Genomic DNA, 13285 nt, shown 5'->3' with positions numbered 1-13285 from the left:
GTCATCAGCCATTGGTTCGCCATAAAATAGACGCAACACGAAGTGGATAAGTCTTGGAATCTGTCGGTTCAAAATGATCACTAAGACACCGACGCAGACGACAATCACGCCTACTACTGCTTGGGCTGACATCGCGACCTCCAATCTAGAAGACGTCGGCCCGTTCTTCGTGGCGCGAAGTCCCCCGTACACCCACAGAGCGGATCGTATAGAACCTGGGGGCTGGCGCACATTAGTCGAAAGTCCCGACCTCCGGCACCTTCTCCGTGCGCCCGTACCGCAGCAGCGTCACGCCGCCGTCGTCGGTCTTCGCCGGCTCGAGCAGCGTGAGGACCGAGGGCAGTGCGCCGTCGTCGAACACCTTCTTGCCCGCGCCGAGGAGGATCGGATACACCCAGAGGTTCAACTCGTCGAACAGCCCTTCGGCGAGCAGCGTGTGCACGAAGTCGACGCTGCCGATGACGTGCACCTCGCGGTGGTTCTCGCGCATCGCGGCGATCTCCGCGCTCAGGTCGTCGCCGACGCGGGTGCTGCCCTCCCAGTCGAGCGCGAAGTCGGCATCCCGGGTCGCCACATACTTGGGCACACGGTTGAAGAGCGTGCCGATCTCACCGGACTCGCCTTCGGTGTGGTGCGGCCAGTACGACGCGAAGATGTCATAGGTCCGGCGGCCGAGCAGCAGCGCGTCGAGCTGCCGCATGCCCTTCTCGACCTCGGGTCCGACGCCCGACGAGGGGTGCCCGGCCTGCCAGCCGCTGAACCGGAAGCCGCCCGAGGTGTCTTCGTCGGTGCCGCCCGGCCCCTGCGCGACACCGTCGAGGGTCATGAAGAGGTCGATCAGGATGCGACCGGATGCTGCCGTGCTCATGTCGTGCTCCGTACTGTCGGTGCGGCGAATCAGGACTCCGAGACGAACGCTACGCACCCTCTGCCGCGCTGTCGATGGGCTTACCGGATCCGCCGCGCGGGGGATGCCACGGCATCCGCTCCCCCATACGGTGGGAGGATGCCCGCCGTCCCCTTCACCCGCACGCCGACCGCCCGAGAGCACCGCAGCGATCTGCTGCTCGCCGGCGTGCTGTTCGTCGGCGCCGTCCTGAGCGCCGGGCTCTCGTCGATCGCTCAGATCTACGGCGATCAGCAGGCCGAACTGTGGACGGCCGTCGTCTACGCCGTGGTCGTCACCGCACCGCTCGCGTTCCGCCGCCGCTGGCCCGGCATCGTCGCGGTCGTCACCGCGACGGCCTACTTCGTCGCGGTGACCGTGAAGATCCCCGAGCTCTACGTCGGCAACATCGCGATGTTCATCGGCCTGTACTCGGTGGGCGCGTGGATGAACGACCGCCGTCGCGCCATGATCGTGCGCATCGCGATCATCGTCGGCATGTTCGCCTGGCTGCTGATCACGATGTACTACGAGGCGATCAAGCAGGCCGACGAGGCCGATGTCGTCGCGGGCGCCTTCTCGCCCTACATCGCCTTCATGATGATCCAGATCCTGTTGAACGCGCTCTACTTCGGCGGGGCGTACTACTTCGGCGAGCGCGCCTGGCACTCGGCGGCCGAACGCGAGGTGCTCGAGCAGCGCACGAGCGAGCTGGAGCGCGAGCGCGAGGTCACCGCGGCGCAGGCGGTCGCGCTCGACAGGGTGCGCATCGCCCGCGAGCTGCACGACGTCGTCGCGCATCACGTATCGGTCATGGGCGTGCAGGCGGGGGCCGCGCGACTCGTGATCGACCAGGATCCGGCGCAGTCCGCGCGCATCCTCGCCGGCGTCGAGGGGTCGGCGCGCGACGCCATCAGCGAGCTGCGGCAGCTGCTCGAGACGCTGCGCACCCCCGGCGGCGACACGGCCGAACCGGCATCCACTCTCACGCTCGATGACATCGCCGAGCTCGCGGCCGCGTCGACCGATGCCGGCCTTCCGACCGAGTACGCCGTGATCGGGGAGCCCGCCGCCGTCCCCTCGCTCATCGCCGTGAACCTGTACCGCATCGCGCAGGAGTCGCTCACGAACGCCCGCCGCCACGCGGGCGCCGGAGCCACGGCCGACGTGCGCGTGCGCTACGACGAGGACGGCGTCGAGGTCGAGATCGTGAACACCGGACGCGCGGTCGCCCAGCTGCGACCCGGCCTCGGTCAGCTCGGCATGCGCGAGCGCGCCGCGGCATCCGGAGGCAGCCTCGAGGTGACCCCACGCCCCCTCGGCGGTCTGCGGGTGCGCGCCCGCGTGCCCCTGCCGGCGACGGCCGATGCGAGGAGCACCCGATGACAGACCCGCAGATCCGCGTCCTCCTCGTCGACGACCACTCGATGCTGCGCGCGGGCTTCCGCACGATCCTCGACATCCAGCCCGACATCACGGTGGTCGGCGAAGCGGCGACGGGGGCCGAGGCCGTCGCCCAGGCATCCGCCCTCCTCCCCGACGTCATCACGATGGACGTGCAGATGCCCGACATGGACGGCATCGAGGCGACCCGTCGGATCGTCGCCGATCCCGCCGTCGGAGCGGCGATCGCGATCGTCACCACGTTCGACCAAGACGACTACCTCTATCAGGCGCTGGATGCCGGAGCCAGCGGCTTCCTGCTGAAGAACGCCGCCGCAGAGGACCTGATCGCCGCCGTGCGCGCCCTGGCCGCCGGCGACGGGATGCTGGCGCCCGAGGTCACGCGCCGGGTGCTGGCGCGGTTCGCCGGAGCATCCTCCCTGGCGCCCGCGCCCGCACGACCTCGGAGCGCGACCCCGCTGGCCGAGCCGCTCACCGACCGCGAGGCGGAGGTACTCGCTCTGCTCGCCGACGCGCGCACCAACGCCGAGATCGCGACCGCGCTGTTCATCGGCGAGGCCACGGTGAAGACGCACGTCTCCCGCATCCTGCAGAAGCTGGGCGCGCGCGACCGGGTTCAGGCCGTCGTGCTGGCGCATCGGATGGGTCTCGCCTGAGGCGACCGTGGTCGAGTACTGGAATCACAACACCGCGTACCACCCGTGGATCATCGGGAAGGTGTCCGGCATGCGCGCACCCGATGTGCTCGATGTGGGATGCGGCGAGGGACTGCTGCTGCAGAGGCTCGCGCCTCTGTGCGCCACGGTGACGGGAATCGAGCCCGACCCGGGAGCGGCCGAGCGCGCGAGTGCTCGTCTGATGCACACGCCGAACGCGTCCGTCACGAGATCCGACTTCCTGGCCTTCGACGCCGGCGACCGCCTCTTCGACGTCATCACCTTCGTCGCCGCGCTCCACCACATGGACACGCGATCGTCGCTGGCGAAGGCCAGGGCGCTCCTCCGCCCCGGCGGGAAGCTGCTCATCGTCGGTCTGGCCGCCAATCGGACGTTCACGGACTGGATGCTCTCGGCCTTCGCGCTGCCCTGGGTGCGGCTCGGATCGATGCTCCACCGGGAGTCGCGCGACATCGGCGTTCCCACGGCAGAATCCACGGAGAGTGTGGCGGATATCCGTGCCATCGCTCGCGAGTCGCTCCCCGGCGCACAGCTCAGACGCGGCCTCTACTACCGCTACCTGCTGTCCTGGACGAAGCCGACCGCGGAGGCAGACGGCGCTGTCGCCGACCCTCCGCGATAACCTCGTACGCATGCCCGGCGCCGCTCCCCTGTCCCGCCCGATCCTGGCGGGCGTGGTGACCGCGCTGGTCGGGTTCACCAGCTCGTTCGCTGTCGTGCTGACCGGACTCGACGCGGTCGGGGCGACGCCCGCGCAGGCGGCGAGCGGGCTGCTCGCGGTCAGCCTCACCATGGGGCTCGCCTGCATCGTGCTCGCGTGGCGCTATCGGATGCCGATCACCGTCGCGTGGTCCACTCCCGGTGCGGCGCTGCTCGCGGCGACCGGCGCCGTCGAAGGAGGATGGTCGGCGGCGGTCGGCGCGTTCCTCGTCACGGCCGCGCTGATCCTGCTGACGGCGCTCTGGCCCACGCTCGGCGCGCTCATCGCCCGCATCCCGCCGTCGATCGCGCAGGCGATGCTCGCCGGCGTTCTCCTGCCCCTCTGCCTCGCTCCGATCACCGGCATCGTCGCGAACCCGTGGGGCGTCGTCCCCGTCGTGCTCACCTGGCTGATGTTCGCGCGCCTCGCGCCGCGCTGGGCCGTGCCCCTCGCGTTCGTCGCCGCAGCCGTCGTGGTCGCCGTGTCGCTGGTCGGGGAGAAGGCGGCGTTCGATCCGGCCGTCCTGCTGCCGCACGTCGAGCTCACCGCGCCGACGTTCACGATCGGCGCGCTCGTCGGCCTCGCGCTGCCGCTGTTCATCGTGACCATGGCGTCTCAGAACGTGCCGGGCATCGCGATCATGCGCAGCTTCGGATACGAGGTGCCCTGGCGTCCGGCGATGCTCGTGACCGGGCTCGGCACCGCGCTCGGCGCCACCGCGGGCGGCCATGCGATCAACCTCGCCGCCATCAGTGCGGCTCTCGCCGCGTCTCCGGATGCCGACCCCGACCCGAAGCGCCGCTGGCTCGCCGGTGTCTCGACCGGGGCGTCCTACCTCGTGCTCGGCGGCTTCTCGGCCGCCTTCGCCGCCCTGGTGACGCTCGCACCCGAGGCGGTGATCCCCGCCGTGGCCGGCCTCGCGCTGTTAGCCGCGTTCGGCGCCGCCGTGCAGCAGGCCATCGACGACCCGGGCGAGCGGATCCCCGCCGTCGTGACCTTCCTCGTCGCGGCATCCGGCATCTCGGTGCTCGGCGTCAGCGCCGCCTTCTGGGCGCTCGTCGCCGGGCTGGTCGTGCGCGCGGTACTCACCCTTCGACGAGCTCAGGGCCCCAGACCAAAGGGGTGACCCTTCGACAAGCTCAGGGACCCAGGCCACAGCGCTGACCGCGATCCGCCGTCGGGATGACATCCGACTGTCCGCCGCGCGGGGGATGTCCCGGCATCCGCCTGTCCCTAGCGTGGAGGCATGACAGGCAAACTCGAACTCGCGGGCATCACCAAGAGCTACGGCTCGCGGCGAGTGCTCGATGACGTGTCCTTCACGGTCTCGCCCGGGCGGCTGACCGGTTTCGTCGGCGGCAACGGCGCCGGCAAGACCACCACGATGCGGATCGTCCTCGGGCTGCTCTCGTCCGACGGCGGCACCGTCGACCTCGACGGCGCGCCCCTGACCGCCGCCGACCGCCGCCTTTTCGGCTACATGCCGGAGGAGCGCGGGCTCTATCCGAAGATGAAGGTGCTCGAGCAGATCGTGTATCTGGCCCGCCTGCACGGCTACGGCAAGGCCGAGTCGACGGCGCGCGCGACCGAGCTGCTCACCGAGCTGGGCCTGGGCGAGCGGCTGAACGACACGATCGAGTCGCTCTCGCTCGGCAACCAGCAGCGCGCGCAGATCGCCGCATCGCTGGTGCACGACCCCGAGGTGCTGATCCTCGACGAGCCGTTCTCGGGCCTCGACCCGCTCGCGGTCGACGTGGTCGCCGGCGTCCTGCAGGCGAGCGCGGCGAAGGGCGCGTCGATCCTCTTCTCCTCGCATCAGCTCGATGTCGTCGAGCGCCTGTGCGACGACCTGGTGATCCTCGCCGGCGGAACGGTCCGCGCCTCCGGCTCCCGCGACGGCCTCCGCGCCGAGCACGCCCGCGACCGCTACGAACTCGTCTCCACGGGCGACGCCGGCTGGCTGCGCACCGAACCGGGTGTCACGGTCGTCGACTTCGAGGGCGGCTACGCGCTCTTCGACGCCGACGGACCCGAGACCGCGCAGCGCGTGCTGCGCTCCGCCGTGGAGCGCGGAGACGTCGCGAGCTTCGCCCCCAAGCATCCGTCCCTCGCGCAGATCTTCAAGGAGGTCATCCAGTGAGCACTCCCACCAGCCCTTCGACAAGCTCAGGGTCCCAGAACTCAGGGACCCACGGCACACCCACCGTCGCGAACGGCATCTGGCTCGTCGCCGAGCGGGAGATCGGTTCCAAGCTCCGCAGCAAGGCCTTCCTCATCTCTACCGGCATCCTGCTGCTGCTGGCTCTCGCCGGCATCGTGATCGGCGGATTCGCGAGCAAGAACGCCGCCACCGAGACGATGCCGGTCGCCGTCACGTCGCAGACCTCCGCCGCCGTCTCGGCGCTGCCGAACGTCACGGTCACCGAGGTCTCCGATCAGGCCGAGGCCGAGAAGCTCGTCCGCGACGAGAAGGTCGACGCCGCCGTGCTTCCGGGCACCGGCGCCTCCGACTTCACGATCGTCGCGCTGAAGGATGCGCCGGGCGACCTCGTCGCGGCGCTGTCGCAGGCGCCCGAGGTCCAGATCCTGGAACCGGCGACCGCCAACCCTCTGCTGCGCTACTTCATCGCGATCGCCTTCGGCATCGTGTTCATGGGCGCCGCGGCCACCTTCGGCGGCACGATCGCCCAGAGCATCGTCGAGGAGAAGCAGACCCGCGTGGTCGAGGTGCTGCTGTCGGCCATCCCTGCCCGCACGCTGCTGGCTGGCAAGGTGATCGGCAACACGATCCTCGCGATGGGGCAGATCCTCGCGCTCGCGGCGATCGCCACGATCGGCCTGATCGTCACGGGTCAGCGCGAGGTGCTCTCCACGCTCGGGTCGCCCATCATCTGGTTCGCGGTGTTCTTCCTGTTCGGGTTCATCCTGCTCGCCGCCCTGTTCGCGGCGGCGGCCTCGATGGTGTCGCGTCAGGAGGACATCGGTTCGACCACGACCCCGATCACGATGCTCATCATGGCGCCGTACGTGCTGGTCATCATCTTCAACGACAACCCGCTGGTGCTGACGATCATGTCGTACGTGCCGTTCTCGGCTCCGGTCGGGATGCCGATGCGGCTGTTCGTCGGCGAGGCGCAGTGGTGGGAGCCCCTGCTGTCCCTGGTGATCCTGCTCGCGAGCTGCGTGGCGGCGATCGTGATCGGCGCGAAGATCTACGAGAACTCGCTCCTCAAGATGGGATCCCGCGTCAAGCTCGGCGAGGCCCTGCGCGGCTGACTCCCTCCCGACACGACTTCGGATGCCGCGGCCGACACGCCGCGGCATCCGCCTGTCTGACGCCGTGTGGCGATCAATCTCCGAACTTGTGTCGGCGGACGGGAGTCGGCCGGGCTGCCTCCGAACTTGTGTCGGCGAGGGGGACCCGGCCGGGCTGCCGTCAGATCACGCCGTCCGTGAGCGTGGTCGGGTTGCCGAAGCGGTGGTTCGTGATCGACACGGCCTGCTCGTGCAGGAAGGGCAGGATCTCGACGCGACCCGCACCCGTGACGGCGTGCGACCAGACGGCGACATCCGGGCTGCCGTCCAGGGCATCGAACAGAGCCGACGCGTCGCCGCCGACGAGCCGCAGGCGCTGCCAGGAGCGCTGCGCCTTGGCGTAGCGCTTCGTCCATGCGGCATCCGTCTCGTGCTTCACGGTCACGCCGTGCGCGCGCAGCGTCTTCTCGACGCGCGAGGGCAGCGCGGGTGCCGACACCGTGAACGGGCTTCCGCTGCGGAGCGCCGCGGCGAGCACGCGGATGCCGTCGACCAGAGGCGCCTGCTCCGCGATGCGCACGTCGACCGCGACCGGACGGTAGCGGAAGAGGTTGCGCTCGACCCCGAGGCCCGACTTGTCGGTCACGGCGCCGAACTCGTCGACCCAGGCCCGCTCGTCGGATGCCGCGGCGCGATGCACCCAGGCGGACTCGACGGGGTCCAGGTCGGGGGTGGCGGCCGCGAGGAGGGCGTCGACCGCCGGCAGGACGGCCGCGTCCGCCGCCGCTGCCGGGAGCTCGGCCGAGACCCACTCGCCCAGGCCGAAGAGGTAGTTCGGTCCGCCGGCCTTGGCGCCGGCACCCACCGCGGAGCGCTTCCAGCCGCCGAACGGCTGGCGCTGCACGATCGCGCCGGTGATGCCGCGGTTCACGTAGAGGTTGCCCGCCTCGACACGGTCGAGCCAGGTCGAGACCTCGTCGGAGTCGAGCGAGTGGAGTCCTGCCGTGAGACCGTAGTCCACCGCGTTCTGCAGACGGATGGCCTCGTCGAGGTCCTTCGCGTGCATCACGCCGAGGACCGGGCCGAAGAACTCGGTCAGGTGGAAGTACGAGCCCTCGCGCACCCCGGTCTTCACACCGGGGGTCCACTGCTTGCCCTCGGCGTCGAGCTTGCGCGGCTCGACGAGCCAGCGCTCGCCCTTCTCCAGCTTCGTGAGCGCGGTGAGGAGCTTCCCGGACGCGGGCTCGATGATCGGTCCCATCTGGGTGGCGGGATCGTCGGGCAGGCCCACGCGCATCGACCTCACGGCATCCACGAGCTGACGCTCGAACCGCTTCGACTCGGCGACCGACCCGACGAGGATCACGAGGGAGGCGGCGGAGCACTTCTGCCCCGCGTGCCCGAACGCGCTCTTGGCGACATCGGCCGCGGCCAGGTCGAGGTCGGCCGACGGCGTGACGATGATCGCGTTCTTGCCACTGGTCTCGGCGAGCAGCGGGAGGTCGGAGCGGAAGGAACGGAACAGCTGCGCCGTCTCGTAGGCCCCCGTGAGGATCACCCGGTCGACCGCGGGGCTCGCGACCAGACGCGTACCCAGGTCTCGCGACGCCAGATCGACGAGCGCGAGCAGGTCGCGCGGCACGCCGGCCGCCCACAGCGCCTCGACCATGACGGCGCCGCAGCGCTGCGTGAGCTTGGCCGGCTTGATGATGACGCCCGAGCCCGAGGCCAGACCGGCGAGCACACCGCCGGCGGGGATCGCGACCGGGAAGTTCCACGGCGGCGTGACGACCGTGACCTTCGACGGCACGAACTCGGCACCCGAGACGGCCTCGAGGTCGAGCGCGCGCTCGGCGTAGTAGTGCGCGAAGTCGATCGCCTCGCTGATCTCCGGATCGGCTTCGGCGATCGTCTTGCCGGCCTCGTGGGCCATGATCTCGATCAGCTGACCGCGGCGGGCCGCGAGCTCGTCGCCGGCACGGTGCAGCACGGCGGCGCGCTCGGCGGCGGGCCGAGCCGCCCACCTCTCGGCGGCGGCGGTCGCGGCGGCGAAGACATCGTCGAGCTCGGCATCCGTCTCGACCTTGGCGATCGCGATGGTGTCGAGACCCAGAGTCGAGCTCACCGACCGGCCGAGGATCTCGCGGCCCCAGGTGCGGTTGGCGGCGAGAGCGGGGTCGGTGTCGGGCTGATTGTCGAAGCCGGTGGTGCCGGCTTCGGCTGCGTCCTCCGCCTGCCGGTTCTGCACGCGGTGGGATGCCGGCACCGAGCGGTCGGCCTCGAGACCCGCGAGCGAGCGTTCGAACCGCTCCCGCTCGCGCGTGAGCAGAGTCGGGTTCGAGGCGAGCTCGAACACGGCGGACATGAAGTTCTCCGGGCTCGCGTTCTCCTCGAGACGGCGCACGAGGTACGCGATCGCGACGTCGAACTCGGCCGGGTTGACGACCGGCGTGTAGAGGAGGAGGCGTCCGACGTCCTTGCGGACGGCCGCGGCCTGACCGGTCGCCATGCCGAGCAGCATCTCGTACTCGACGAGGGGCTCCGCGTCGGCCTGGGTCCCTGAGCCTGTCGAAGGGCCGGCCACGCCGCGCGCCTGCGCGAGCAGCCAGGTGTAGGCGATGTCGAAGAGGTTGTGCCCCGCGACGCCGATGCGCACGGCATCCAGGCGCTCCGGCGTCATCGCCCAGTCCAGCACCCGCTTGTAGTTGGTGTCGGAGTCCTGCTTCGTGCCGTAGGTCGCGAGCGGCCAGCCGTGGATCGCGGCGTCGACCTCTTCCATCGCGAGGTTGGCACCCTTCACGACGCGCACCTTGATCGGCGCTCCGCCCTTGGCTCGGCGGGCCGTGGCCCACTCCTGCAGGTGCTGCATGGCTCCGAGCGCGTCGGGCAGGTAGGCCTGCAGCACGATGCCGGCCTCGAGGTTCTCCAGCCCCGGCTGGTCGAGGATGCTCGTGAACGCCGCGATCGTCAGGTCGAGGTCGCGGTACTCCTCCATGTCGAGGTTGATGAACTTCGCCTTGCCCGCAGCCTCCGAGCGCGCCGCGAGCTGGTACAGCGGGGTGAGCTTGGCGACGACATCCGCCACCGCCTCGTCGAACGACCACATCGACAGCTGGCTGACGACGCTCGACACCTTGATCGACACGTAGTCGACGTCGTTGCGGGCGAGGAAGTCGCTGGTTCCCTGCAGGCGGCGGCCTGCCTCGCGTTCGCCGAGCACAGCCTCGCCGAGGAGGTTCAGGTTGAGCCGGTTGCCGGTCTTGCGCAGCTTCGCGATCGCGGGACCGAGCTTCGAGGGAGTCGCGTCGAGCACGAGGTGCCCGACCATCGCGCGCAGCACGCGGCGCGAGATCGGGACGACGATTCCGGGGAGCTTCGGCGCCCAGAATCCGCCGGTCTTGATGGCGGCCCGCAGGTAGCCGGGCAGCAGGGTCGGGGTGATCTCCGAGATCTCGGCGAGCTTGCGACCGGCGACGCGCAGATCCTCGGGACGCATCACGCCGTCGACGAAGCCGACGGTGAAGGCCAGGCCGTTCGGATCCTTGAGCACCTCGGACAGCCGCTGGGCGGCGGGCTCGACGGGGTAGGACTCGCTCTCGGCGAGCCAGCGCTGCACGAGGGCGGCCACCTCTTCGGTACGCGGGGTATCGGTGCGCGGGGCGGTGTCGACGTCGACGGTCATGGCGGGCCTTCCGGAGTGAGCGCACACCCGGGGTCGTGTGCGGCTGGATCATTGTCCATCCGCTCGGTAGGCTCCGTCTATCAACCGAATTGCGTGAATTCTGTTCACTCAAGCTGAACGAACGGATCGGCCATGCTCGACGTCAATCGTCTGCGGATGCTGGTGGAGCTCTCCCGCCGCGGCACGCTCTCCGCCGTCGCCGACGCCTTGTCCTACAGCAAGGCCTCGGTATCGCAGCAGCTCAGCGCCCTGGAGCGCGACGTCGGCGTCCCTCTGCTGCGCCGCGTGGGCCGCGGAGTGCAGTTCACACCGCAGGGGAGCGTGCTCGTCGCCCAGGCCATCGGCATCCTCGACCAGCTGGAGCACGCCGAGGTCGCGGTCGCGGAATCGCTCACCGAGGTCACCGGCACGGTGCACATCGCCGTGTTCCAGTCGACCGCCCACTCGCTCCTCCCCCAGGCGCTCGAGGCGCTCAAGGATCGACACCCGGCGTTGCGTGTGCAGGTCACCGAGAGCGACCCCGAGACCGGCCTCGTCGGCGTCTCTAGTCGCGACTTCGACCTGATCCTCGCCGAGCAGTACCCGGGGCGCACACGGCCGATCCACGCCGACCTCGACCGCGTGCTGCTGGCCCACGACGCGATCGCCCTGGCCCGCCGACCCGGCAGCGCGACGAGTGCGGAACGCACGGATGCCGTCGCCGCCCTGTGGTCCACGCGTGACGAGCCCTGGGTGCTCGAGCCGGAGGGCACGGCCTCTCGCGCCTGGGCCGAGCAGCTCTGCCGCACCGCGGGTTTCGAGCCCGACGTGCGCTTCGAGATCGCCGACCTCACCGCCCATGTACGTCTGATCCATGCCGGCCTCGCGGTCGGCCTGCTGCCCGAGCTCGTGTGGGCGGGCGACACCCCGACGGTCGACCTGACGCCACTGCCCGAAGACCCGCGTCGCGAGATCTTCTCCTCGGCACGGCGGGTGTCGGCCGCGGCGCCGTCGATCAGGGCCGTCCGCAGCGCCCTCGCGGATGCGGCCTCGCACAACCTGCCGGAGTAGCCGGCATCCGCTCCCCGCTCCTCGGCAGGAACACAGCCGACGCACAGTCGCCGCCACGACAGCAGGCCTATCGTTGCTCGAGTGCTCCGCTCCCCGCTCCGTCTCCCACCCGCACGGTATTTCGCCCTGACGTGGGGTTTCGCGGACCAGCACGGCGGGATGACGGCCGCCATGCTGCGCCGCTCGCGCTCCTTCCGGGAGATCGGCGGGGTGGATGTCGACATCCTCACGCTGGACGACCGCCCCGACTACCCGGAGTACGCGGAGCGCCTCCGCGCGTCGGGTGAGCTCATCGACGGACTGAGGATCCGCAATCTCTGGGACGAGCTGCGGGAGAAGCTGCCCGCCCCGCGCGGAGCGATGCCGCCGGTCCCGGAGCTGCTGCGCCCCGAAGACGGCGACGTCGTGGCGTCGCACGGCGGCACGGTCCTGAGCCGGGTGCGGCGCGGTGCGGACGGCAGGCTCGTCGCGGTCGACCGGTTCCGCCGCGACGGCTCGCTGCTCGCCACCGAGCGCTCGGACGCTGAGCGGAAGATCGTGCTGTACGCCGTCGACGGCACCCCGATCCGATCGTGGAAGACGAGCTGGGGACTGTACCGCTGGTGGTTCGACCGGCTCACCGGCGGCAAGCCGAGCTTCCTCCTGGTCGACTCGAAGACGGCGGCACGGTCGGTCGCCGGCTACCGGCGAGACAACGTCACGACCGTCCACATCGTCCACGCCTCGCACCGCCAGGGCGGGCGGGCGGGAGAGCTGCGGCCGACGCGCGAGTACGTCATGCGCCGCGCGGGCGAGTTCGACGCGATCGTCGTGCTCACCACCCGGCAGCAGGCGGATCTCGCGGACGACCTCGTCGGCGTCGAGGCGAGGATACGCACGATCCCGAACGGCGTGGACCTTCCCACGGACGTCGACATCGCCCGCGAGGCCGGGCACGGCGTCGTCGTGGCCTCCTTGAACACCCGCAAGCGCCTCACCCATGCCGTGGAGGCGATCGCCGCCGCGCACGCCGCGGATCCGCGGGTCGAGGCGGACATCTTCGGCGAGGGTCCGCGCGAAGCCGTGATCCGGCGGCGCATCCGCCGACTCGGCGTCGAGGATGATGTGCGCCTGCGCGGTCACGATCCGGCCGCGCGCCTGTCGTTCCGCACCGCCAGCTTCAGCCTGCTGACGTCCACCTCGGAGGGTCTGCCGCTCGTGCTCGTCGAGAGCATGGCCGCCGGATGCATCCCGATCGCCTACGACATCCGTTACGGCCCGGCAGACATGATCCGCGACGGCGTCGACGGCTTCCTCATCCCGGAGGGGGACATCGATGCCATGGCGCGGCGGATCGTCGAACTGCAGTCGATGCCGCCCGCGCAGATCGAGGGCATGCGTCGGCGCGCGATCGCCAAGGCCGCCGAGTTCTCGGACGCGGCGGTGACGAGCCGCTGGTCGCGAGAGCTGCGCGCGGCCTACGACGCCAAGCTCCTCGCCGCCGCACGTGACCAGCCTCTCTCGGTGCGTCTGCGGCGGCGCGCCGGCATCCTGCGTCGAAAGGTCCTCTGGACACTCGGTCGCTGAGGAATATACATGCGCATACATGTGTTCTGACTTCTGTAAGCCGGACGACGGAGTCCGATCGACTC

10 protein-coding genes are annotated in these 13285 nt (G+C 70.4%); 8 read left to right on the top strand and 2 right to left on the bottom strand.

Annotated elements, in window-relative coordinates; all coding sequences use genetic code 11:
• Positions 1–232 precede the first annotated feature (232 nt).
• Complete coding sequence (locus ABD648_RS14655) at positions 233–868, bottom strand: dihydrofolate reductase family protein (RefSeq protein WP_282215690.1); 636 nt, start codon at positions 866–868, stop codon at positions 233–235.
• Between the two features lie 138 nt (positions 869–1006).
• Here ABD648_RS14655 and ABD648_RS14650 point away from each other — a divergent pair, with 138 nt between their 5' ends.
• The 6 genes from ABD648_RS14650 (at position 1007) to ABD648_RS14625 (ending at position 6943) form a co-directional block, all read left to right on the top strand.
• Entirely contained in the window at positions 1007–2272 is a 1266-nt protein-coding gene (locus ABD648_RS14650; RefSeq protein WP_282215689.1) for a sensor histidine kinase, read from the top strand.
• A complete protein-coding gene (locus tag ABD648_RS14645) occupies positions 2269–2946 on the top strand; it encodes a response regulator (RefSeq protein ID WP_282215688.1) in 678 nt (225 codons plus the stop codon). The genes ABD648_RS14650 and ABD648_RS14645 overlap by 4 nt, the downstream gene beginning before the upstream one ends.
• A gap of 70 nt (positions 2947–3016) precedes the next feature.
• Positions 3017–3589, top strand: coding sequence for a class I SAM-dependent methyltransferase (locus ABD648_RS14640; protein ID WP_282215687.1), 573 nt, complete (start codon positions 3017–3019; stop codon positions 3587–3589).
• Between the two features lie 10 nt (positions 3590–3599).
• The gene (locus ABD648_RS14635; protein ID WP_282215686.1) at positions 3600–4793 is read left to right on the top strand and encodes a benzoate/H(+) symporter BenE family transporter; all 1194 of its coding nucleotides are present in this window, start codon (positions 3600–3602) and stop codon (positions 4791–4793) included.
• 120 nt (positions 4794–4913) lie between these two features.
• A complete protein-coding gene (locus ABD648_RS14630) occupies positions 4914–5807 on the top strand; it encodes an ABC transporter ATP-binding protein (protein ID WP_282215685.1) in 894 nt (297 codons plus the stop codon).
• Complete coding sequence (locus ABD648_RS14625) at positions 5804–6943, top strand: ABC transporter permease (RefSeq protein WP_425561711.1); 1140 nt, start codon at positions 5804–5806, stop codon at positions 6941–6943. Before ABD648_RS14630 ends, ABD648_RS14625 begins: the two co-directional genes overlap by 4 nt.
• A gap of 160 nt (positions 6944–7103) precedes the next feature.
• Here ABD648_RS14625 and ABD648_RS14620 read toward each other — a convergent pair whose 3' ends face one another.
• The gene (locus tag ABD648_RS14620; protein ID WP_282215684.1) at positions 7104–10604 is read right to left on the bottom strand and encodes a bifunctional proline dehydrogenase/L-glutamate gamma-semialdehyde dehydrogenase; all 3501 of its coding nucleotides are present in this window, start codon (positions 10602–10604) and stop codon (positions 7104–7106) included.
• A gap of 132 nt (positions 10605–10736) precedes the next feature.
• Here ABD648_RS14620 and ABD648_RS14615 point away from each other — a divergent pair, with 132 nt between their 5' ends.
• Positions 10737–11654, top strand: a complete 918-nt coding sequence (locus ABD648_RS14615) for a LysR substrate-binding domain-containing protein (RefSeq protein ID WP_282215683.1) — start codon at positions 10737–10739, stop codon at positions 11652–11654.
• A gap of 81 nt (positions 11655–11735) precedes the next feature.
• Complete coding sequence (locus ABD648_RS14610) at positions 11736–13220, top strand: glycosyltransferase (protein ID WP_282215682.1); 1485 nt, start codon at positions 11736–11738, stop codon at positions 13218–13220.
• The last annotated feature ends 65 nt before the right edge of the window (positions 13221–13285 follow it).

The sequence above is a fragment of the Microbacterium luteolum genome (assembly GCF_039533965.1).
GTDB classification, from domain to species: domain Bacteria; phylum Actinomycetota; class Actinomycetes; order Actinomycetales; family Microbacteriaceae; genus Microbacterium; species Microbacterium luteolum.
This window is presented reverse-complemented; position numbering and strand designations above follow the sequence as displayed.